The sequence below is a fragment of the Streptomyces sp. NPDC107546 genome (genome assembly GCF_055639175.1).
In genome coordinates this window covers 204,762-226,964 of record NZ_JBVKBA010000005.1, presented here as the reverse complement: position 1 = coordinate 226,964, position 22,203 = coordinate 204,762, and the positions used below count along the sequence as shown (strand labels likewise).

The following is a 22,203-nucleotide window of genomic DNA, read 5'->3' as shown; positions in this document are numbered from 1 at the left end:
ACATTATTGGTCGAGATAGTTGCCGGTACCAACAAGCGTGTCAGGATTGATACTCGCCGTCCTGAGATTTCCGGTCCGAGTGGGGCGTTCGCGTGCGTGACAGGGAAGGGGCCACAGTCGCAGCGATCCGGCGCGCTACGTCGTCTGCGGCTTCGTGCTCCCAGAATCGAAGCACTGTCCAGCCGGCAGCGGCCAGATGCTCTGTGGTCTCCAGGTCGCGCGCCATGTTCTTGTCGAGCTTGGCTCGCCACCACTGTGCGTTCGCCTTCGGCTGCGTCGCGTGCTCCGGACAGCCGTGCCAGAAGCAGCCGTCCAGGAAGATGGCGATCTTGGCCTTGCCGAAAACGATGTCGATCGTGCGGCGAGGCATGCCAGGCACAGGTACGTTCACGCGATACCGCAGGCCAGCGGAGTGCAAGAGGCGTCGGACCGCGACCTCGGGCGTGGTGTCGCGGGAGTTCTGGCGGCTCATGCGGGCGGAGACGCCGGGAGAGGACGGGACAGCACCAGGCACACAAGCATTGTGCCGGCGCCGGCGCCCCACCTGCCGGTCGTTCCGCCGTCAGCGTGGCTCAGTCAGTAGCCAGCAGGCGGGGGTTTGTCTTGCAGCGAGCCCTGAGGGCCGACTCAACGGCACGTGAACTGGGCTGCGCTGCCGAGGTGTCTCCGGCCCAAGCCAAGGGCTCGGCGGATCGCCCTGACCACCAGCCTCGGGCTGATCACTGTGCCGTCCTGCACCCACGTCACCGTTCGCTGTCCACGAGCGTCCGCGTCCTCCACCACGATCGCGAGGCCGGTTCGTCGTCGGGCCACGCCACCCATCGGTAGCGGCACCCGTCCACCGTGATGAGCCGCGTGCCCTTCTTCGCCAATGTCATCGCACTCCCCCTTGGACTACTGGGTGGCTCAGAGATAGCCGGTTCACATGGTGATCCGGAACGTATGGACCCAAGCCCCGAGACCCAGCCCCTAGACCCCGTGGCACCCCTCGTACACCCGCCCCGACCCACACCAACACCCATCCCCCCGCTCCGGCGGCCAAGCCGCAGCCCGCCCCCGTGCGGCCAAGATCGTCGCGTACTGCGGCAGCAGTGCCGCATCCCCCGGTGACGCGCCCTCCGAGGCCGCGAACGCCTCGTACGACGGCACCGTCCCGGACACGATCCCCAGGTTCCCCGTCCCCGAGGCGGAGAGTTCCCTCAGTGATGCCTCTATCGTCGCCAGGTGCTCCTCATGGGAGGGGTACTCAACGGTCAGTGACGGGTACATCGCCACCAGCTCCGCCAGTTCCCCCGCCGGCCAGTGCAGGACCGCCACCGGGAACGGGCGGGACAGGGCCTCCCGGTACGCGCCGAGTTCCGCTCGCAGGCGGGTGATCTCCGCCTTCAGCTCCGCCGGGTTGTTCGAGCCCAGGGTCCAGATGCGGTTGGGGTCGTGCAGCTCGTCCAGGGTGATGGAGGAGGAGTGGACGGTGTCCGCGAGGGCGTCCCACTCGTCGTGGGGTGCGCCCAGCATGCGGCGGACGCGGTGGCGGCCGTAGAGGAGGGGGTGCGTGGACTGCGGGGGTTCCGTGGCGTCGCCGACGAGGAGGCGCAGGCCCTGCGTGAACGTCTCCTCCGCCGCCTGGAGCTCGTCGTGCGACTCCAGGGACTCCGCGACGATCACCCAGGGGGCCGGGTGCCGTGGGGCGGCCGTGCGGATCCCGTCGATGATCGCCCGGGCTTCCGCCTCGTGGTCGTACTCCCACAGGTTCGACGCCTTCAGGGCGCGCACCAGGTGGGGGTTCTCCAGCGGCTCGCCGGAGGACAGCAGGCGGTCGTACAGCGCGGTCGCGCCGGGGCGGTCGCCGGCCAGTTCCCGGTGGGCCGCGGCCTGCAACAGCAGGTGTTCCGCGTCCTCGGGATACAGGCCGACAGTCCGCTCCAGGCGTGCTGCTTCGGCGTTGTGGTCGACGTTCTCGGCAGGCGTGTCGGGGCGCATGGGGGACACGGTACTGCTGGCGGCTGACAAACAGGAGAGATTCGCAGGCCAGGGGTGGCGCTGGTCCGCCTCGGGCGGCACCCCGGGCGGTCACCTCACGGGGGTCACGCCACCACCCCGTCCACCTGCAACGTCTGCACCGCACCCGCCGCGAACGGCACGCTCAGCGTCTTGCCGCTCAGGTAGGTGTCCGAGTGTGCCGTGTACAGGTCGCCCCCACCGCCCGTGACCGTGTTCCAGCGCGGGACCACACCGCCCGTGCCGCCCGTCACCGTCGTGAAGCGGGAGAGGTCGAAGGTCAGGGTCTGGGCGGAGGAGGACTTGTTCGCCGCCACGATCACCAGGCGTTTCGCCGATTTGTCCAGGGCCGCGACCGCGTAGTCGACGCCTGTGTCGAGGATCGTCATGCCGGGGCGGATGTGGCGGCTGAACTGCGCCATCACGTAGTACTTCGTCTGCACCGCGCCCGGCTGGAGCGTGCTCGCGTCGTAGGCGATCATCGCCCAGCTCGCCGTCGGGTCCATCACCTGCCAGTACACCCACGCCGTCGGGTGCAGCCAGCGGAAGTCGAGGAGCAGGTTGCTCGCCAGGGTGAGGCCGGTGGCGTCGCCGTCGCCCGTCTCCGAGTTCCACAGGGCCTTGCCCGACGTCTTCACCACGTCCGTGTAGAGGAGGTCCCTGCGGCCGCCGGAGCCCTGGTAGCCGTGGACGTTGACGCGGTTGACGTAGCCCTTCGTCGTCGAGCTGAAGGAACCCCACGTCGTGCGCGCGAGGTCGTAGCTCGTCTCGTCCGACGCCGAGATCTTCATGCCCGTCAGGCCCCGCTTGTCCAGCTCACTGCGCAGGTACGGCAGGACGGCCGACTGCACGGAGGCGTCCATGTGGCAGCCCTCCTGGGTGCCGTCGGCCTTCCACCAGCCCGACGACGGCTCGTTGAAGGCCTCGACCGTCGTGAAGTTCACGCCCCAGTTGTTCTTGGCGTAGAGGGCCACGGAGGCCAGGTGGGAGGCGTGCTGGCGGTAGTTCCAGGACTGGAGGTTGTTGCCGCCGTCGGAGGCGCCCGACGGGTTGTGGTTCAGGCACATCCACCACATCGGGGAGTTGGCGAACAGCTCGCTGATCGCGCCGCGTTGGGTCGCCTTGACCAGCATCGCGCGCTGGGTGGCGTCGGCCGTCCACTTCCAGGCCGAGGAGGTCGGGTCCTCGTTGTTCCAGTCCTGCCAGTAGCCCTCGATCTGCTTGAAGGCCGGAATGTTGGCAGAGGCGACCATCGATGCGCCGCCCACGCTGTTCCAGCTGCACGCGCCGAGGTTGTAGCGGGCGATGTTCAGGCCGAGGCCCGGGAGCGTCCTGCCGTTGTACGACACCGACTTGGTGGTGAAGAAGATGTCGGCGAAGTCGTCCCGCGCGCCGAACACGTTCGCCCACCAGGCGAGGGAGGTGCCCCAGCCCTCCCAGCTTCCGTATGTGGTGCCCGGGTTGACCGCGATGGTCGCGTCCGCGTGCGCGGTGCCGGTCGCCAGGGCGCTTCCGAGGAACGTGCCGCCCGCGGCGGCCAGCAGAGTTCTGCGTCGGATCATGGCCTTCTCCGCCTCTCCGTGCCGCTCGAACGCCGGGTCGTCCCCCCGGCGTTCGACTGGTTCCGCTGGATGCAACACGAAGGATCGGGGGTGGCGGATGCGGTTGTCGAGGGTTGTGACGGCCCTTTCTAAAACCAGTAGATGAAGGCGGACCGAGGGGCCACGGAGGGGCGCTGCCCCGGGGTCGAGGGCGGACAGTCGCCAACCCCCGAGTACACCTCCCGGTACCGGCTGGTGGTGTGGGGCAAGCACCTGTCCATACGGCCCCGGTGAGTCAGGAAGTCCTCACGCCGGCCCCGGTGATTCAGGAGGTCCTCAGGCCGGCCCCCGTGATTCAGGAAGCCCTCACGTCGGCCCGGTGATCCATGGAGCCCTCACGCCCGCTCCCGCAGCACCAGGACGGTGACCGCGCCCACGAGCGCCAGGCCCGCCGAGACGACCGCGGCGACGTTCGCCCCGTGCGCCAGTGAGCCGGGGCCGCCCGATGTGGCCAGGGCGATGGTGAGGGCCACGCCCGCGCAGGAGCCGATGTAGCGGAACGTCTGCTGGGCGCCCGAGCCCATCGCCGCGCGCTCGGCGGGGACCGACTCCACGGCGACCAGGGGGAGCGCGGCGTTCAGCAGGCCGCTGCCCACGCCGCCGATCACCAGGCCCGGCAGCACGCGCGTCCAGGAGCCGGAGCCCACCGCGCCGAGCAGCGTCAGGACGGCGACGGCGTGCAGCGCGAAACCGAGGGCCAGCTGGTGGCGGGGCGCCACGCGACCCGGCAGCCGCTTCACCTGGAGCGCGACCACGAAGGACAGCCCGGACCACAGCAGGAACAGCCACGCCGTGGCGATCGGGCTCAGGCCCAGCGTCCGCTGGAGGAGCGTCGGCAGGAAGGTGAACAGGCCGATCACCGCCAGGCCCGTGAACAGACCGCCCGCCGCGGAACCGAGGAAGCGCGGGCGGCGCAGCAGGGACAGGTCGATCATCGGGGTGCGGGTGCGGTGTTCGATCAGGGCGAAGGCCGCGATCAGGATCACGGTCGCCGCCAGCAGCAGCGCCACCGGTGTGCGCAGCCAGCCGTCCCGGCCCAGCGTGAGCGCCGCCACCAGGGAGACGAGGGCCAGGCTGAAGACCAGGGCGCCCGCCAGGTCCGGCCGGCCGCCCCGGGGCGCGCGGGACTCCGTCAGTACCCGGGTGGACAGGGCCGCGACGATCAGCGCCGCGGCGCCCAGCACCCCGTACGCGAGGCGCCAGCCGGGCAGCGCTCCCGCGACCAGCGGTCCCATCGCGATGCCGCCGCTGACGAACGCGCCCCACACCCCGGTCGCGTGCAGTCGGCCGCGCGCGGTCGGGAAGGCCTGCACGATCAGGCCGAGGCTGCTGGCGAGGAGCGCCGCGCTCGCCGCGCCCTGCGCGATACGGGCCAGTGTGAAAAGCCACGTCGAGGTCGCGAAGGCGCCGAGCACGGTGGTGATGCCGAGGGCGACCGTGCCGGCCACGAAGATCCGCCGGCGGCCGTAGTCGTCGGCGAGGCTGCCGGCCACCAGGAGCAGCGCGGCGAGGCCGAGCGGGGTGCCGTTGAGCAGCCAGGCCTGCGCGGACAGCGGGGTGTGCAGGGCGGCGACGGTGGCGGGGAGCGTGACCGCCGGCGCGGTGTACGTCATCAGCGCCACGGCCGTGGCAGCGCTGGTCAGGGTGAGGGTGGCGGTCGCTCGCGGGGTCTGGTGCGCGGCGGGGGAGGTGCGGGGCGCCGCGGTCGGTCCGGTGCGTTGCAGCTGTGGCATGGCCTGCCCTTCCGGGGCGGGGTCGGGTCGTAAGGTTCAGTCACTGAACCTTGGGTGCGTGAGCTGACGCTAGCAGTGTCAGTTCGGTCATTGAACCAAGTTTTGGGAAAGTCGGTTCGGTGACTGAACTTATGCGTCGGAAACTCGCTACAGTGAGCTCATGGCTCTAGGCAAGGACTACGCGACGCAGGAGTGCTCCCTCGCCCGCGCGCTGGAGATCGTCGGCGAGCGCTGGACGCTGCTCGTCGTGCGCGACGCGCTCTACGGCGTACGGCGCTACAACGACTTCCTCGTCCACCTCGGCATCCCGCGCGCCGTCCTCGCGGCCCGCCTCCAGACCCTGACCGCCGAGGGCATCCTCGAGAAGCGCCGCTACCAGGACTCGCCACCGCGCGACGAGTACGTCCCCACCGACCGGGGCATCGCCCTGTGGCCCGCCCTGCGGGCGCTGGGCAGGTGGGGGCGCGAGCACTGCTCCGAAACGCAACTGCGCGTCTTTCGGCACGCGACCTGCGGCACGGACAAGGAACTCGGGTCGTACGGTGAATGCCCCGCCTGCGGAACCATCGTGCCCGCCGAGGACGTTGAGATGCTGCCGGGGCCGGGGCTCGACCCCGACCCGGCCGATCCGGTCAGCCGGGCGCTGTTGAAGCCGAAGAGGATGCTGCAGCCGCTCGACACCGAGTCTGTATAAAGGCAGCGAGCCTGTATGAAAGCAATGACGGGCAAGCGAGTTGGGGGAGGGGTGCGCATGATCCGGAGCCGGGCGCAGCTGCGCCCCGCCGCCGTGCTGCTGCTCCTGCTGCTCGAGGTCGCGCTCCTCGACGCCGGCGGCCTCTACGCCGCCGTCGCCTTCGCCGCGACCGCCGCCGCCGGTTCCGCCCTCGCCGTCTGCGCGCTGATCGCCGCCCGCAGCGTTCCCCCCGTACCGCCGACCCGGGTGCGTACGGCGATACGGGACCGGGAGCACCGTACGGCGTTCCTGCCGCAACGGGACCCCGACGCCCCGGGCCGTACGCGACCGCGGGCACCGGGGCGCACCCTGTCGGCGACCGCCGCGTAGGGCACGTCCTCCTCGTACGCCTCCCGTACGGCCCTTCCGTACGTCTCTCTCGTACGGCTTCCCGTACGTCTCTCCCGTACGTCCGTGACCCCGCGCGGGTCGTCATGCCGACACCATCCCCACCCCACCCGGCACGACGAGACCCCGGAGGGCTCACCCTTGTCCGCGTTCATGTCCGTTTTCGCCCGCCTGGTCGAGCATCTCGCCGACCTGCTCCAGCCGCTCTTCCACGCCTCCGCCGCGGCCGCCGCGATCGTCCTGTTCACCGCGCTCGTACGACTCCTCGTCCATCCCCTCTCCCGCGCCGCCGCGCGCGGACAGAAGGCGCGCGCCCGGCTGCAGCCGAGGATCGCCGAGGTGAAGAAGAAGCACGCGAAGGACCCCGAGAAGTTCCAGAAGGCGGTGCTCGCCCTGCACGCGGAGGAGAAGGTCTCCCCGCTGTCCGGCCTGCTGCCGAGCCTCCTCCAGCTGCCCGCCTTCTTCCTGCTGTACCACCTGTTCTCGACCACGACGATCGGCGGCGAGGCGGGCGACCTTCTCGCCCACGCGCTGTTCGCCGCCCCGCTCGGCGACCGGTGGGCCGACGCCCTCGCCCACGGTGGGCTGCTCGGGCCGGCCGGGCTCGTCTACCTCGGGCTGTTCGCGCTCGTGGCGGCCGTCGCCACCTTCAACTACCGGCGTACGAAGCGGACGATGGCCGAGAGCCCGGTCCAGGCGAGCGGCGAGGAGCAGGTGCCCGGGCTCGGCACGGTCACCAAGGCCATGCCGTTCCTGTCCTTCTTCACCCTCGTCACCGTGGCGGTGGTGCCGCTGGCCGCCGCACTGTACGTGGTCACCAGTACGACGTGGAGTGCGGTGGAGCGGGCGGTGCTCCACCGCTGAGCACGCCGGGCGGTCGTCGGCGGTCCAGTCCGTGAACGGGGTATTGCGGACTGACCGCCGACCTTGGAGGATCGACCAGTCCTCCGATGGCTGTACGCCGGCTGGACCTGGCCGCACCCTTCGGCGGCTGCCCGCGATCTAGGGAGACTGTGACCATGAAGCTGCTGCGAGTCGGTACGGCGGGGGCGGAGCGGCCCGCGCTGCTCGACGCCGAGGGAACCCTGCGGGACCTGTCCGGTGTCGTCCCGGACATCGACGGGCCGCTGCTCGCCGACGACGTGGCGCTCGGCCGGATCCGCGCCGCGGCGGGGAGTGGTGAGCTGCCCGCGCTGGACCCCACCGGGCTGCGCATCGGGCCGCCGCTCGCCCGGATCGGCAAGATCGTCTGCATCGGGCTGAACTACCACGACCACGCCCGTGAGACCGGTGCCGAGCCGCCCGCCGAGCCGGTGATCTTCTTCAAGGCGGCGGACACGGTGGTCGGGCCCAACGACACGGTGCTCGTGCCGCGCGGGTCCACCAAGACCGACTGGGAGGTCGAGCTGGCGGTCGTCATCGGACGGACCGCCCGCTATCTGGAGTCCCATGAGGAGGCGCTGGCGCATGTCGCCGGGTACGCCGTCGCGCACGACGTCTCCGAGCGCGAGTTCCAGATCGAGCGCGGGGGGACGTGGGACAAGGGGAAGAACTGCGAGACGTTCAATCCGCTCGGGCCCTGGCTCGTGACGGCGGACGAGGTGCCGGATCCGCAGACCCTTTCCCTGAAGCTCTGGGTCAACGGGGAGCTGAAGCAGGACGGGACCACGGCGGAGCAGATCTTCCCGGTCGCCGAAGTCGTGCGGTACGTCAGCCAGTTCATGACCCTGTATCCCGGTGACGTCATCAACACCGGTACGCCGGCGGGGGTGGCGCTGGGGCGGCCCGAGCCGAAGCCGTTCCTTCGGGCCGGGGATGTGGTGGAGCTGGAGATCGAGGGGCTGGGGCGGCAGCGGCAGGAACTGAAGGACGCCTGAGGAGCGCCTCATGCGCGGGGGACTGCGCGTGCACGGCGGCTGCGGGTGCCTCGTGACTGGTCGCGCAGTTCCCCGTGCCCCTGGCTCGGTTTCCCGCCCCTAGGCTTTGAGCCTCTCCAACGCCTCCACCACCAACCGGTGGTCCTCCACCTGCGGCAATCCCGACACCGTCACCGTGCCGATCACCCCGGCTCCTTCCACCCTGATCGGGAAGGAGCCGCCGTGGGCCGCGTACACATCGGGGTCCAGGCGGGACGACTCCTCGAACGTCGTGCCCTTGGCGCGGAAGCGGGAGCCGACCAGCAGCGACGAGCAGCCGTAGCGTTCGACCACGCGGCGCTTGCGGTCGATCCAGGCGTCGTTGTCCGGCGCCGAGCCGGGCAGTGCCGCGTGGAAGAGCTGCTGGCCGCCGCGGCGGATGTCGACGGCCACCGGGGCCTGGCGGGCCCGCGCCAGCTCCACCAGCAGCGTGCCCAGCCGCCAGGCGTCGTCGTACGTGAACTGGGGGAGCGTCAGGCGGCGCTCCTGCTCCTCGAGTTCCGGAATCCCGGGGGTCACGGCGGTCACAGCTTCACCTCCACGCCCTCGCGGGCCGAGCGTCGCGCGGCCTGAAGGACGTCCAGGGCCTCGGCCGCCTCCAGGGCCGTCACCGGGTTCGGGCCGCCCTCGCGCAGGGCCTTCGCGATCGCCGCGTAGTACGCCGGGTAGTCGCCGGGCAGGGTCGGCTCCAGGCGGCCGCCGCCGGTCAGTGGGGACTCGCCGGAACCGACGCGGCCCCAGAGGGACACGGGCTCCTGTCCCCACTCCGGACCGGGGCGCAGGCCCTCGCGCAGCGCCGCCTCCTGCGGGTCCAGGCCGTACTTGACGTATCCCGCCCGCGAGCCCAGGACCCGGAAGCGGGGGCCGAGCTGGGCCGCCGTCGCGGAGACGTACAGGTGGGAGCGGACGCCGCTGGTGTGCGTGAGCGCGATGAACGTGTCGTCGTCCGCCTCCGCGCCCGGGCGGCGGACGTCCGACTCGGCGTACACCGCGACGGCGGGACCGAAGAGGACCAGCGCCTGGTCGACGACATGGCTGCCCAGGTCGTACAGCAGACCTCCGATCTCTGTGGGGTCGCCGGACTCCCGCCAGCCACCCTTGGGCTTCGGGCGCCAGCGCTCGAAGCGGGACTCGAAGCGCCAGACGTCGCCCAGCTCGCCCTCGGCCAGCAGCTTGCGCAGCGTCAGGAAGTCGTTGTCCCAGCGGCGGTTCTGGAAGACCGAGAGCAGCAGGCCCCGCTCCTCGGCCAGCGCCGCCAGCCCGCGCGCCTCGGCCGCCGTGCCCGCGACCGGCTTGTCGACCACGACCGGCAGGCCCGCCTCGAGGGCGGCGGTGGCGATCGGGACGTGCGTCTTGTTCGGCGAGGCGACGACGATCAGGTCCAGTTCGCCGGCGCGCGGCCACAGCTCGTCGGTGGTGGCGGCGAGGCGCACGTCCGGGAACTCGGCGCGGGCCTGCTGCTGCCGCTCCGGGTTCGAGGTGACGACCGTGTCGAGGACCAGGCCCTCGGTGGCGGCGATCAGCGGGGCATGGAAGACGGAGCCCGCGAGGCCGTAGCCGACCAGGCCCACGCGGAGGGGGGTGTCAGTACCAGGGGCTGTGCCAGTCATGCGCCCCACTTTCGCAACACTGTTGCCAAAGTGCAAGCGCCGGGGAGAATGGGGGCGTGAACAGGACGTACGCGAGACCGGGTGGAGACGGCAGGCAGGGCGGAGGGACTGCGGCGAGCGGGGTGAACCTGCTCGCCCTCCGCAGCCACAACGCGGCCCTGGTGCTGGATCTGCTACGGGCGGCCGGGAAGTCCGGGATCAGCAGGCTCGAGCTCGCGGAGCGGACCGGGCTGACCCCGCAGGCCGTCAGCAAGATCATCGCCCGGCTGCGGACGGACGGACTCGTGGCGGAGGCGGGCCGCCGTGCCTCGACGGGCGGCAAGCCGCGCACGGTGCTGCGACTCGTGCCGGACGCCGGGCACGCCGTGGGGCTGCACCTGGACCGGGACGAGCTGCGGGCGGTGCTGTGCGACCTCACCGGAGCGGTGGTCGCGGAGCGGCGGGTACCGCTGGACCTGGGCGCGGGAACGGAGGCCGTGGTCGAGGAGGCGGCCCGCGAGGCCGAGGGACTGGTGGGTGACGTGGCCGTGCTCGGCCTCGGAGTCGCTCTCCCCGGCCCGCTCGACCACCGGCACGGTGTGCTGCACCGGGTCACCGGGTTCCCCGAGTGGGACGGGTTCCCGTTGCGGGAGGCGCTGGCCCGGCGGCTGGCGATGCCCGTGGTCGTGGACAAGGACACCAACGCCGCCGCGCTCGGGCTCGCCCTCGGCGGGGCGGCCGAGACGACGGACGCGTCGTTCGCCTATCTGCACCTCGGGACCGGACTCGGCGCCGGGCTGGTGATCGGCGGCGCCGTGCACCGGGGCGCGCGGACCGGGGCCGGAGAGTTCGGGCACCAGGTGATCCAGCTCGACGGGCCGCCGTGCGGGTGCGGGAACCGGGGCTGCCTGGAGGCGCTCTGCCTCACCGCCGTCGCGCGCGGCGACGTGCCCGAGGCGGCACGCGTCCTCGGCGTGGGCGCCGCGAACCTGGCCGGACTGCTCGACATCGACCTGATCCTGCTCGGCGGCCGTACCGTCGCCGCGCACCCGGAATCCTTCGTCCGAGGGGTGGGAACCGTCCTCGACGCACGCGCCCTGCGTGAGGGCGCGACCGCGGGCGTACCGGTGACCATCGCTCCCGGAGGGGCGCGCGGCGTGGCGGAGGGCGCGGCCCAGTTGCTGCTCGCGCCCTTGTTCGGGCGGGCGGAGGGGTAGGCCGGGGTGTTCGGGCGGGCGGAGGGGTAGGCCGGGGTGTTCTGGGGGGCGGAGGGTGACTACGGGAGTTGGGGCGGACGGAGGGGTGAGCCGGGGTGCTGGGGCGGACGGAGGGGTGAGCCGGGGGTGTTGTGGTGAGCGGGGGTGGTCGGGTCGGCGGAATGTTGACCCCGGGCTCCCCCCGGCAGGTCCGGTGACTGCGCTGATCGGGGGGACTTGGGCCGCCTGCTCCGGCTCGGAGGGCGTGGCGCGCCCGGGGGGCACCTCGCCTGTCCGGTCATATCTTCATGCGACACTCTCGACCGCTTCGGCGCTCCGGAGAGCACTCCCGCCCGCTCTCCCGCTTGCCCCTCGGGACCCGCTTGCCCCAGGGATTCCGCTTGCCTCACGGGCCCCGCGCGCCCTGGCGGGCCGGACTCGCCCGACTGGCCCTCCGTGTCCCCCTGGCCCTCCGTGTCCCCCTGGCCCTGCTCCTGCCCTGCGCCCTGGCCGCCGCCATGCTTCTTCTCCAGGCGCCCGCCGCCGCGCTCCCCGCCGACCCGCATCCCACATGCTCCGGGCGGGACCAGCACACCTTCCCCCTCACCGCCCGCATCCGTGGCGGGCCCAGGAGCTACGCGGCCGGTGGCGCCGCCCACACCTGGTACATCGACCTGAAGAACACCTCCGCGCAGACCTGCGGCAACATCCACCCGGTGCTCGTCCTCGTCGACACCCGCCGCGCGCTGACGGCCGCCCAGGCCGAACTGGAGTTCTTCGAGGGCGACCACCCACACCCCGTCACCTTCGAACGCACCGACGAGCAAGAACTGGTGGGCCCCTTCGGCGACGGCTTCCCCGGCTTCACCGTGGCCCCGGGCCGGACCCTCAGCGTGAAGGTGCGGCTCGCGTTCGCCTCCGGAACCCCGCACGACGAGGTCGTCGCGACCGCCGCGATCGTGCGGCGCCAGGGCGACAACGGCGACTGGGTCGGCCAGTCGGACGACTACCGGTTCACGGTCGAGGCCGGCGCCCGGAAGAAACCGGAACCCTTTTCCTCCTCGCCCGGCTCCCGCCGCAGTCCGGCCGCCGAGGCGCTCGCCGACACCGGCCCCCGGGCGCCGCGCGGCCTCGGCACGATGGCCGGCGGGCTGCTCCTGACGGCGGGCGGCCTCCTCGCCGCGGGCCTGCCCCTGCTGCTGTACCGGTGGCACCGCCGGGCCCGCACACGGTACGCCGTGCCCGGCGGGAAGGAGGCCGACCGGCCCTGATTACGCTGGGGCCCCGGGCGCACCGTCTTCCGGCGTCCCCGGAGTCCCCGGTTCCCCTTGCGTACGGCAGGAGATCGCACATGGCAGAGCGCAAGCCCATCGAGTCATGGCTCACCGACATGGACGGCGTGCTCATCCACGAAGGTGTTCCGATCCCCGGCGCCGACGCCTTTCTGAAGAAGCTGCGCGAGTCCGGCAAGCCCTTCCTCGTGCTCACCAACAACTCGATCTACACCCCGCGCGACCTGCACGCCCGGCTGCGTCGCATGGGTCTGGACGTGCCGGTGGACAACATCTGGACCTCGGCCCTGGCCACCGCGAAGTTCCTGGACGACCAGCGGCCCGGCGGGACCGCGTACGTGATCGGCGAGGCCGGCCTGACCACGGCGCTGCACGACATCGGCTACATCCTGACCGACCACGAGCCCGACTACGTCGTCCTCGGCGAGACCCGCACCTACTCCTTCGAGGCGATGACCAGGGCGGTCCGGCTGATCAAGGACGGCGCCCGGTTCATCTGCACCAACCCCGACGAGACCGGCCCGTCCGCCGAGGGCCCGCTGCCCGCCACCGGAGCGGTCGCCGCACTGATCACCAAGGCGAGCGGCAAGAAGCCGTACTTCGCGGGCAAGCCGAACCCGCTGATGATGCGGACGGGTCTGAACACGATCGGCGCGCACTCCGAGACCAGCGCGATGATCGGCGACCGGATGGACACCGACGTACTGGCCGGCATCGAGGCCGGCATGCAGACGTTCCTGGTGCTCACCGGACTGACCGCGGTGGAGGACATCGACCGCTACCCGTTCCGCCCGTCCCATGTCGTGAACTCGATCGCGGACCTCGTCGACCGGGTCTGACGCGCCGGGCAGCCCGTGCCCATCGGCCCGGACGGCGCAGGACCCGCCCCTCGTACGGAGTAGTCGAGGGTCCCGTCCGGATGCGCCGGAGTGTCAGGCGGGGGAGTCTCCTGGTATCGGGAGGTTCACGATGGGTTCACTACGGCTCACCCTCTGTGCGGGTGCCGTCGCCGCGGGCGCCCTCATGCCCGTGGCGTACGCGGCGGACGCGCAGGGCGTCGTCCTGACCCCCGCGTTCCCCGCGCCCGGCAGCGATGTCCGGTTGGCCGTACGGGGCTGCCCCGGCACGAGCACGACCGGCACCGCGGAGTCGGACGCGTTCGTGGCTCAGGCGCGGCTGGTCGGGGGCGACGGCACACTGTCCGGCGAGACCCGGGTCCGCTCGGCCCTGTCGCCGGGCCGGTACCAGGTGACGGTCGGCTGCGACGGCCGGGAGATCAGGGACGCGCTCACCGTGGCCGGCCCGACGGCGCCCGCACCGGGCAGCGCGACGCCGTCGACCGCCGTCGCGCCGTTCAGCCCTGTGCCGTCCACCGCCGTCGCGCCGGACAGCCTGGCGGCGTCCGGGCCCTCCACCGCCGTCGCGCCGGACAGCCTCGCGGCGTCCGCGCCCTCCACTCCCGGGCCGTACGCAGCCGCCGGTACGACGTCCCCCGCCCCCACGACCTCGCCGTCCGCCCCCTCACCGCTCTCCCGCCCCTCCTCCCCCTCCTTCCCCTCATCCCCGGTCGCGCCGGTGCACGCGGGTGGCGGCGGTACGGCGAGCGCCTCCTCCGACGACCCCCGGGTCGCCGTGCCCGGTCTGCGGCACGCGGTGATCGGGCTCGTCCTCGCGGGCGTCGCCGGCGTCGTGGTCGTCGCGCGCGGTGCCCGCCGGGGCCGTGGCACGGAGTGAGCCATGTCCAGGCATGAACGTTCCTGCGGTACCGGGCGCCTGCTGATGGGCGTCGCCTGGGTGATCCTGCTGCTCGGGCTGTGGATGTGGGGCCGTGAGGTCACCGACGTACGCCCGGGGATCTCAGCGCCGACGACCGGCGACATGGCCGCCGTCGGGCGTCCCCCGACGGCGCAACTTCCGCCTGCCGCGACGCCCTTGAAGCAGTCCCTGCCGCTGCGCGTGGACATCCCCGACCTGGGCGTGCAGGCACCCGTGGTGGCGCGCGGCCTGGACGCGCAGGGTGCCGTCGACCCGCCGCCGTTCGACGAGCCCGGGGTGGTCGCGTGGTACCAGGGCGGGGTGACCCCGGGGGCCGCCGGGACCGCGCTGTTCGTGGGACACGTCGACACCCGGAGCAAGCCCGCCGTCTTCTACCGGATCGGCACCCTGCGGCCGGGTGCCTCGGTGCGGGTGGTCCGCGACGACGGCAAAGTCGCCGAGTTCACCGTCGAGAGCGTCGAGGTGCTCTCCCGTGACCACTTCGACGCCCGGCAGGCGTACGGGCAGCGCGAACCCGGCCGGGCCGAGCTGCGGCTGATCACCTGCGGCGGCACCTACGACAAGGCGAGCGACTCGTACTCGGCCAATGTGATCGTGTCGGCGTACCTCACGAGTGGCACACCGTGACGCGGCGGGTATGTCACGATTGGTGCGGAACGCGGTGCAGCCAAGGGGGAGTTGGATGTACGGGACGAGGGGTGCGGGGGCACGCGTGGTCACGTCGGCCGCGGTGGGAGCCGCGTTACTGCTGGCCGGGTGTTCCTCTTCCGGGGGCGGGAGCGGGGGCGAGCACAGGAAGGGCGGCTCAGGTGGCGGGATCACCCAGCAGCCGAAGGCGTCGGACCCGTTCTGGGTCAACCCGGACGGGAACGCGGCACGGCAGGTCACCGCGTACGAGAAGGCCGGGAGGTCGGCCGAGGCGGACCAGATCAGGAAGATCGCCGAGCAGCCGACGGGGGAGTGGATCGGCCCGGAGAACCCGGAGGCGGAGGCGGAGGCGCGGGGATTCACCGAGGCCGCCGAGAAGGCGGACCGTACGGCGATCCTGGTCCTCTACAACATCCCGCACCGCGACTGCGGCCAGTTCTCGCAGGGCGGCGCGGCCGACGGCAACGCCTACCGGGCGTGGATCGACGGCGTGGCCCGGGGCATCGGGGACCGGCACACGACGGTGGTCCTCGAGCCGGACGCCGTCCTGCACATGGTGGACGGGTGCACACCGGGCCAGTTCCACGAGGAGCGCTACGACCTGCTCAAGGGCGCGATCACCAAGCTGAAGGCGCTGAGGAACACGCAGGTCTACCTGGACGCCGGCAACGCGGGCTGGCAGCACCCGGACGAGATCTTCCAGCCGCTGCAGCAGGCCGGCGTCGACCAGGCGGACGGCTTCGCGGTGAACGTCTCCAACTTCTACTCGACAAAGGACTCGATCGCCTACGGCAAGCAGCTGTCGGCGAAGGTCGGCGGCAAGCACTTCGTGGTCGACACCAGCCGCAACGGCAACGGCCCCTATACGGACGGCGACCCGCAGCAGAGCTGGTGCAACCCGCCGGACCGGGCCCTGGGCGAGCCCCCGACGACGAGGACGGCGGACCCACTGGTGGACGCCTATCTGTGGGTGAAACGCCCGGGAGAGTCGGACGGCACCTGCAAGGGCGGTCCGAAGGCCGGTCAGTGGTGGGCCGACTACGCACTGAAGCTCGCCACTGCCGGCAAGCAGCGCCGATAGCGCCGACTGGTGGCGGCCGGCCAGGAGTGTCCGCCACGACAGTGGGGGCGCCCTCCATGGCGGAGGGCGCCCCCATGTGCGTACGAGCTACGGCACCTTGACCCACTGCGCCACCGACGGCGTCCCCTGGTCATCGTCGGCGAACAGCATGTACCAGCCCGGAAGGACAAGGTTCCGGTTCTTCGGGACGGTCACCGTGAGCTTGTCCCCGGACGCCTTGAAGTCGAGGGCGATCGACCGCTGGTCCACGTCCGTGACGTGCGTCGACGCACTCGGCCGGATCAGCCGCATCTTCCGGATCGCCGCCGCGTGCTGCGAGGTGAACGTCCCCGAGGCGCCCGGTGCGATGGTCTGCGGCCCGCCCGACAGCGACGGCCGACCGTCCCGGTACAGGTACGGCGGCGTGTAGATCTCGACCCGCTGCTCGAACCTGCCCGGCTTGGTGTTCGCCCTGTCGCCGTACAGCGAGTCCGAACCGAAGAACAACACCCGCCCGTCGGGCAGCAGGATCGAGCCCGAGTGGTAGTTGCGGCCCACCAGCGGGTCGGCGACCCGCTGGAAGGTGTTGCTGTCCGGGTGGTAGATCCGCGCCTGGAGGATGTTGGAATCGCCGCGGCCGCGGTAGTCCTCCGAGCCGCCCGAGACGAGCACCGTGTCGTCGGGCAGGACGGAGGACTGCGGGTAGCGCGTGCCCTTCTCCAGGGAGGGGCCGTCGACGAATCTCGGGTTCTCGTCCTTCAGGCCGATCAGCCGGGTCTTCCTGCTGGACAGCTTGGACTCGCCGACCCCGCCGCCGCCGATCACCATGTACTTCTCGTCCTGCGCCGGCGGCAGCAGCACCGTGCCGGACGTCTCCAACATGTTCGGGTCGCTGAGGCCGGGCAGCTTGGTGAACTTGTTGGTGTCGACGTCCCAGATGCCGGGGTCGCGGCCCACGTTGTCCGGTCCGTAGCCCGCGTTCGAACCCGAGTAGAAGATCTTGCCGTTCTGCATCAGGAACAGCGCGGGGTAGGTCGGGAACTGACGGATCTTCGGGGTGTACGCCCACTTCTTCGTCTTCGGGTCGAAGACCTCGTTCTTGCCGGGGACGAGCTGCCCGATGTCGTCGAGCCCGGAGACGCTGAGGATCTTCCCGTCGCTCAGGGTGGTGAGCGTCGGGTACCAGCGGGCCTCGTTCATCGGGTCGACCTTGATGTACTTCTCCGCGACCGGGTCGAACTCGTAGGCGTCCCGGATGCCCTGGAAGTCCTTCTTGTCGAGGGCGAGCTTCTGCGCGATGCCGTAGGTGTTGCGCGCGTCCGCGCCGGTCAGGCCCTGGATGCGGTAGTTGTCCTGGGTGCCGGTCTCGTACTTCGCCCCGCTTCTGACCGCCTCGACGTAGATACGGCCGAGACCGGGGTCGTTGCGCAGGAACTTCCCGGTCTTCTCGTCGAACACCTTCGTCGCGCGCGGTACGAGCACCGGGTCCTTGGACACGAAGGTCTTGCCGTTCTCCCTGCCCTTGAATGCGGTGCCCGCGGGCAGGGTGATCGGCTCGTCCGGGTTCTCGTTGTGGACGATCATCAGGCCGCCGGCCTTGGTGACGTCACCCTTCAGCTTCTCGTACCGCTTGGTGCCGCCCGCGATCAGGATCTTGCCGTCCGCGAGCTGGGTGTGGCCCGTGCAGAACAGGTCGTTCGGTGTGGGCACCTTCTTGATGGTGCCCTTGACCGGGTCCCAGATCCGGGTGTCGAACTGCTTCCTGTCGAAGTTCTCCTGGTTGTTGCCCGACCCGGCGATCATCAGCACCTTGCCGGTGTGCAGCAGCACCGCGTGAATGGTGTCCTGGCGGTACTCCTTGGGGAACTCGACGATCTGCCAGTGCCCGTTCTCCGCCTTGTACTCGGGCTTGTTGATGACGTAGTCGTGGTACTGCGCCGTCCCGAAGCGGTACAGCCACGGGCCGTTCATTCCGCCCAGCGCGAGGACCACCGCCGTGCCGATCGCCAGCCGTCGAGCGCGACGGCGGCCGGCCTGGTCATTCATTTCTTGCGTCCCCCAAGAGCGATCTGCACGGTCTGGTCGTCGTGTCCGGCCAGGGCGGGCTGCTGCCCCGGTGTGTGCGTCCCGGTGGGCTGGTGCGGTGTCGCCGCGGTGTCCTGCGGCTCGTCCGCCGCGGCCGGCTTCTTCTTCGCCTGCCGCAGGGTCCAGCGCCAGGCGACGATCGGGGAGGCCGTGATCAGCAGGGCGAGCGAGGCCCAGGTGATCATCGCGGGGTGGGAGTGGTCGAGGAGGAGGCCGGCGGCGATCGAGCCGCCGAAGACCAGGATGAAGAACAGGTGGATCCGGAACGTCCCGAACAACGTGTCGGGACTGGCCGAATCGCCCTTGGGGGTCACCACGAACCTGCTCTTGCGGCGCAGCACCGCGTCCATGAGCGAGCGGGCGTAGACCGGCGCGGACAGCGCCGACATCACCATGCCCGCCACACCGCCGGAGCCCTCCGGCTCGTGCGGGGAGACGTTGTGCCGGCGGTTCCAGATGTACAGGCCGATCTGGAGGGCCGACGCGTTGCCGTACAGCATCAGCCACACCGTGGGGTCGATGTTCACACCCGAGGCGCCCAGGCCCAGGAACAGGGCACAACTGAGCGCTGCGAGGATCCAGTTGAGGGCCGACATCGGGTAGAAGACGATCATCATGGTGTAGTTGAAGAGCTTGCCGGGCGGCAGTGAGAAGAAGCCCTTCCAGTACTGCTTGAGGATCGTCTCGTACGTGCCCCGCGACCAGCGCAGCTGCTGGGTGAAGAAGTCCGTCCAGGCGGCCGGGCCCTCGCCGACCGCGAGCACGTCCGGGGTGTAGACCGACTTCCACTTCCTTCCGGTGGCCGGGTTCCGGTGGCGGTGCATCTCGAACCCGGTCGCCATGTCCTCGGTGATCGAGTCGTACAGACCGCCGATCTGCTTCAGGGCGCTGATCCGCACGGCGTTGGACGTGCCGACGAACATGGGTGCGCCGTAGCGGTTGCCGGCGCGCTGGATCAGCGCGTGGAAGAGGAACTGCTGCGACTCGGCGGCCTTGGTGACGAAGGTGTCGTAGTTGCCGTAGACCTGCGGGCCGATGACGAAGCCCACGTCCGGGTCACGGAAGTAACCGAGCATCCGCTCGAGGTAGTTGGGCAGCGGCACATGGTCGGTGTCGACGGAGGCGAAGTAGTCGTAGTCGTCGCCGTGCGCCTCCAGCCAGGCGTTGTAGTTGCCGTGCTTGGTCTTCGCGCGGTGCGGACCCGTCGGCCGGTTCCACTTCTCGACACCTTTACGGGTGAAGTGGTGCACGCCCAGGCGCTCGCAGACCCGCTTCACCTCGGGGTCGTCGCCCTCGTCGAGGAGCCAGACATGCAGAAGGCCCCGGTGGCGCAGCCGGACGGCGGCCTCCAGGGTCTTCGTCACCATCGACAGCGGTTCCTTGCCGGGCACGTAGGTGGTGATGAACGCGACTCTGCTGCCGGTCTCGGGCACCACCGGGACCGGGTCGCGGGCGACCAGGGTGGCGTGCGCGTTCGACAGTACGTTCATGCACCGGAAGAACTCGATCAGGCCGATCGAGACGAGCATCACGATGTCGAGGGCCGGCAGGAAGTCGTGGGCGGGATAGTCGCGTTCGGTCCAGTGTTCGGGCTGCAGCAGCCAGGCGAGCAGGATCAGCGACAGCAGCGGCGCCGCGCCCAGCACAAGGGCGGCGCGGATGCGGTGCGGCTCCTGGGAGAGCAGTGAGCGGTACTGGACCTTGTACGGCTTGGTCGGGTCCGGTTCGGTGAGGGGACCCGCCAGCCGGCTGTAGTGCTCGTAGTCGTATCTGGGCAGTGTCCGTTTGATCCGGTGGATGGTGCCGGTGTGGCCCGTCCGGTGCGGCACCACCCTGAGCCGGGTCGTCTCTGACGGGTCGAAGTCCTGCCGGGCGCCCGTCGGCGTCGACGTCATGAGTCATCCCCCCGCACGCACAGGTGCGTGTGTGTTTTTGCTGGCTTTCGCCCGCTTTGGTCCCCCTCGACCTTGGCGGACGAATCAGTGACAGGTCGGCATCACCGTGTCATCTACACGATATCGACACGAAGAGCGACCTTCCGGTTGCACGACGCCCCCCTCGGCGTCCGTTTCTACGCGGCCCCCATCCCCGCGCCTGGCAACCGGTCCCTACCCCCAACTGCCGTGCAACGGCAGTCCCTTGGCGCCCAGGGTTCTACGGCGTCCGGCTTGATCGCAAGATGCGAAACACGGTGTTTACCGGTCATACCCACTCAATGAGTCGTTTCTTGGTGTCTTGTGGTGCGGTTGCGACCACTCGTGCACGGATGTTGAGGAAGTGGTTCCTTACGGCGCCACCGGCTCCGCCCTGGCCGGACGGCGCGGAACGGTGGAGCTGCGGCGGGGGTGCCGTGTGCGGCGGAGGGTGCCGCCACGGCGGGTGCGGGAGTGGCTGCCTCTGTGTCGGACCGTGCGACCGCGGGCGGACGTGACGGGAGGGCGGTACGCGTGGGACGGCGGCCGGGAGGGGCCGGGAGGGGTGCCGTACTCGCTGGGCGGCGAGGCGGGCAGGACCTGCAGAGGGGTGCCGTGCACGTCAGGCGGCGTCTGCGGCCGACCTGAAGGGGGTGTGGGTGGCGAAGCCCCCACAACGCGCGGCGAAGCCGCGCAAAAACAGAGATGGCGAGAACGGTTCGCTCTTTCCGCGAACGCGCCTCGCCATCGCCATCGTGCGCCGCCAGGGACTCGAACCCCGGACCCGCTGATTAAGAGTCAGCTGCTCTAACCAACTGAGCTAGCGGCGCCTGCTGACCTTGAGAACTCTACCCGACGCCGGATGGTGCTGGTGACCACCCCGGGTTCGAGGGGGCCTCCGTCCGGAGGGACCGGTACCCGTGCGAATGACTTCGCTTACATCATTCGGCCCGTCACCCTGCGCTTTCCCTGTGTGCATGGGTAACTGACGGATGTGCAGAAAAGCGGACTAAGACGACTAACGGCGCAAATTCCCCCGAATGGTGACAGGGAGTGTGAGGGACGTCGCATGGAGACACCGGTATTCGAGGAATTCGAACCCATGACTGACTGCGACTGCCCCGGCTGTGTGCGCCGGCGCCGCGTCATCCCCCCTTCCACCGTCGTCGGGGGAATCCGCCGCCCGACGGCTCGCACGGCCCTCGCGCTGGTCGCCGCCGCGGGCGCGGCGCTGGGCATGGTCCAGGCGACGCCCACCATCGCGGCCACCCACGCGCCGCTCGCCCCGCCCTCGCCGCCCTCGCCGTCCGTGCCCGCGAGTGACCAGCCTCAGGACACCCCCCAGGGAAAGGCCGCGCCGCTGCACGGCCCGGCCGGCGGTCCGAACCTGACCGCTGCGGCCACGGCGACCCGCGCCGACATCATCAACCGGGCCAAGAAGTGGATCGACGCCCGGGTCCCGTACAGCATGGACGACTACTGGTCCGACGGTTACCGGCAGGACTGCTCCGGCTTCGTCTCGATGGCCTGGAACCTCGGCTCCAACGAATGGACGGGCAGCCTCGACAAGTTCGGTGTGCGCATCACCAAGGAGCAGCTGCAGCCGGGTGACATTCTCCTCTTCCACAATCCCGACAATCCGGAGAAGGGCTCGCACGTCGTCATCTTCGGCGGCTGGTCGGACTACACGCACACGGCTTACATCGCCTACGAGGAGACCCCGCCGGGCGCTCGCCGGAAGGTCACCCCGTACGCGTACTGGTCGAACTCCAGTCGCTATGTGCCCTACCGCTACAAGAACATCACCGAGACCAAGGAGAGCACCCAGGGCAAGGAAGCGCCGGTACCCGGGCTGACCGTTCCCGGGGTGCCCGGCGCCTCCGGTGTTCCGGGTGTCCCCGGTGTCCCCGGTGTCCCCGGCCTTCCCGGCGTCCCTGGAGTGCCGGGCCTCGACGACTCGAGGCACCCGGTGTCGGGGACGGGCGGCAAACGCCCGGTGGTGACGGCTCCCGGCCGGTCCCTCGACGGAGTCGGCGCCGGCGCCCCGGAACTGCGGAGCGCCTCCGCGCCGCAGGCACCCGACTACCCGGGCCGGGAGGTGTTCCGGCCGGGCGCGGACAACCCGCACGTCGCCCTGCTGGGCCGGAAGCTGGTCGAAAAAGGGTTCGGCGCGCACTACACCGGCGGTCCCGACGCGCGCTGGGGCGAGGCCGACCGGCGGAACGTGGCGGCCTTCCAGCGCGCCCAGGGCTGGAACGGCCGTGAGGCCGACGGCTTCCCGGGGCCAGAGACCTGGCGACGGCTTTTCTCCTGAC

At 70.9% G+C, this 22,203-nt stretch carries 19 protein-coding genes and 1 tRNA gene; 11 read left to right on the top strand and 9 right to left on the bottom strand.

Annotated elements, in window-relative coordinates; genetic code table 11:
- Positions 1-40: 40 nt before the first annotated feature.
- The 4 genes from ACZ7L1_RS09770 to ACZ7L1_RS09755 form a co-directional block, all read right to left on the bottom strand.
- Positions 41-472: a very short patch repair endonuclease gene (locus ACZ7L1_RS09770; RefSeq protein ID WP_471435714.1), complete on the bottom strand. Its 432-nt coding sequence runs from the start codon at positions 470-472 to the stop codon at positions 41-43.
- 497 nt (positions 473-969) lie between these two features.
- Entirely contained in the window at positions 970-1,980 is a 1,011-nt protein-coding gene (locus tag ACZ7L1_RS09765; RefSeq protein WP_471435713.1) for a YecA family protein, read from the bottom strand.
- A 104-nt stretch (positions 1,981-2,084) separates the two neighbouring features.
- A complete protein-coding gene (locus tag ACZ7L1_RS09760) occupies positions 2,085-3,560 on the bottom strand; it encodes a glycoside hydrolase (protein WP_471435711.1) in 1,476 nt (491 codons plus the stop codon).
- Between the two features lie 374 nt (positions 3,561-3,934).
- Positions 3,935-5,332: an MFS transporter gene (locus ACZ7L1_RS09755; protein ID WP_471435708.1), complete on the bottom strand. Its 1,398-nt coding sequence runs from the start codon at positions 5,330-5,332 to the stop codon at positions 3,935-3,937.
- 160 nt (positions 5,333-5,492) lie between these two features.
- Between ACZ7L1_RS09755 and ACZ7L1_RS09750 the strand changes: the two genes are divergently transcribed.
- From ACZ7L1_RS09750 to ACZ7L1_RS09735, 4 genes are all read left to right on the top strand, one after another.
- A complete protein-coding gene (locus tag ACZ7L1_RS09750) occupies positions 5,493-6,026 on the top strand; it encodes a winged helix-turn-helix transcriptional regulator (RefSeq protein ID WP_471435707.1) in 534 nt (177 codons plus the stop codon).
- A gap of 57 nt (positions 6,027-6,083) precedes the next feature.
- Entirely contained in the window at positions 6,084-6,395 is a 312-nt protein-coding gene (locus ACZ7L1_RS09745; protein ID WP_471435705.1) for a DUF6412 domain-containing protein, read from the top strand.
- Positions 6,396-6,566: 171 nt separating this feature from the next.
- Positions 6,567-7,277 (top strand): membrane protein insertase YidC, encoded by a 711-nt coding sequence (yidC, locus tag ACZ7L1_RS09740; protein WP_471435703.1) that lies wholly within the window; start codon positions 6,567-6,569, stop codon positions 7,275-7,277.
- 155 nt (positions 7,278-7,432) lie between these two features.
- Positions 7,433-8,290: a fumarylacetoacetate hydrolase family protein gene (locus ACZ7L1_RS09735; RefSeq protein WP_471435702.1), complete on the top strand. Its 858-nt coding sequence runs from the start codon at positions 7,433-7,435 to the stop codon at positions 8,288-8,290.
- 99 nt (positions 8,291-8,389) lie between these two features.
- On the opposite strand, the gene ACZ7L1_RS09730 is transcribed toward ACZ7L1_RS09735, so the two are convergent.
- Together ACZ7L1_RS09730 and ACZ7L1_RS09725 are read right to left on the bottom strand one after the other, a co-directional pair.
- Positions 8,390-8,857 (bottom strand): heme-degrading domain-containing protein, encoded by a 468-nt coding sequence (locus ACZ7L1_RS09730; protein WP_471435700.1) that lies wholly within the window; start codon positions 8,855-8,857, stop codon positions 8,390-8,392.
- Complete coding sequence (locus ACZ7L1_RS09725) at positions 8,854-9,939, bottom strand: Gfo/Idh/MocA family oxidoreductase (RefSeq protein WP_471435698.1); 1,086 nt, start codon at positions 9,937-9,939, stop codon at positions 8,854-8,856. Before ACZ7L1_RS09725 ends, ACZ7L1_RS09730 begins: the two co-directional genes overlap by 4 nt.
- A gap of 56 nt (positions 9,940-9,995) precedes the next feature.
- Here ACZ7L1_RS09725 and ACZ7L1_RS09720 point away from each other — a divergent pair, with 56 nt between their 5' ends.
- The 6 genes from ACZ7L1_RS09720 to ACZ7L1_RS09695 all read left to right on the top strand — a co-directional run bounded on the left by ACZ7L1_RS09720 (position 9,996) and on the right by ACZ7L1_RS09695 (position 15,911).
- A complete protein-coding gene (locus ACZ7L1_RS09720; protein ID WP_471435697.1) occupies positions 9,996-11,135 on the top strand; it encodes an ROK family transcriptional regulator in 1,140 nt (379 codons plus the stop codon).
- Positions 11,136-11,515: 380 nt separating this feature from the next.
- Positions 11,516-12,385, top strand: coding sequence for a hypothetical protein (locus ACZ7L1_RS09715; RefSeq protein WP_471435695.1), 870 nt, complete (start codon positions 11,516-11,518; stop codon positions 12,383-12,385).
- Positions 12,386-12,465: 80 nt separating this feature from the next.
- Complete coding sequence (locus tag ACZ7L1_RS09710; protein WP_471435693.1) at positions 12,466-13,245, top strand: HAD-IIA family hydrolase; 780 nt, start codon at positions 12,466-12,468, stop codon at positions 13,243-13,245.
- Positions 13,246-13,375: 130 nt separating this feature from the next.
- Positions 13,376-14,140 (top strand): hypothetical protein, encoded by a 765-nt coding sequence (locus ACZ7L1_RS09705; protein WP_471435691.1) that lies wholly within the window; start codon positions 13,376-13,378, stop codon positions 14,138-14,140.
- Between the two features lie 3 nt (positions 14,141-14,143).
- Complete coding sequence (locus ACZ7L1_RS09700; protein ID WP_471435689.1) at positions 14,144-14,809, top strand: class F sortase; 666 nt, start codon at positions 14,144-14,146, stop codon at positions 14,807-14,809.
- A gap of 55 nt (positions 14,810-14,864) precedes the next feature.
- Positions 14,865-15,911, top strand: a complete 1,047-nt coding sequence (locus tag ACZ7L1_RS09695) for a glycoside hydrolase family 6 protein (protein WP_471435687.1) — start codon at positions 14,865-14,867, stop codon at positions 15,909-15,911.
- An 87-nt stretch (positions 15,912-15,998) separates the two neighbouring features.
- On the opposite strand, the gene glxA is transcribed toward ACZ7L1_RS09695, so the two are convergent.
- From glxA to ACZ7L1_RS09680, 3 genes are all read right to left on the bottom strand, one after another.
- Positions 15,999-17,936, bottom strand: coding sequence for a radical copper oxidase GlxA (glxA, locus tag ACZ7L1_RS09690; protein WP_471435685.1), 1,938 nt, complete (start codon positions 17,934-17,936; stop codon positions 15,999-16,001).
- Positions 17,933-19,870 (bottom strand): glycosyltransferase family 2 protein, encoded by a 1,938-nt coding sequence (locus tag ACZ7L1_RS09685; protein ID WP_471435684.1) that lies wholly within the window; start codon positions 19,868-19,870, stop codon positions 17,933-17,935. The genes glxA and ACZ7L1_RS09685 overlap by 4 nt, the downstream gene beginning before the upstream one ends.
- A gap of 774 nt (positions 19,871-20,644) precedes the next feature.
- Positions 20,645-20,718 (bottom strand) — tRNA-Lys (locus tag ACZ7L1_RS09680).
- Between the two features lie 272 nt (positions 20,719-20,990).
- On the opposite strand from ACZ7L1_RS09680, the gene ACZ7L1_RS09675 reads away from it, so the two are divergent.
- Positions 20,991-22,202 carry a peptidoglycan-binding protein gene (locus ACZ7L1_RS09675; RefSeq protein WP_471435682.1) on the top strand — a complete coding sequence of 404 codons (1,212 nt, stop codon included), beginning with the start codon at positions 20,991-20,993 and terminating at the stop codon, positions 22,200-22,202.
- The last annotated feature ends 1 nt before the right edge of the window (position 22,203 follow it).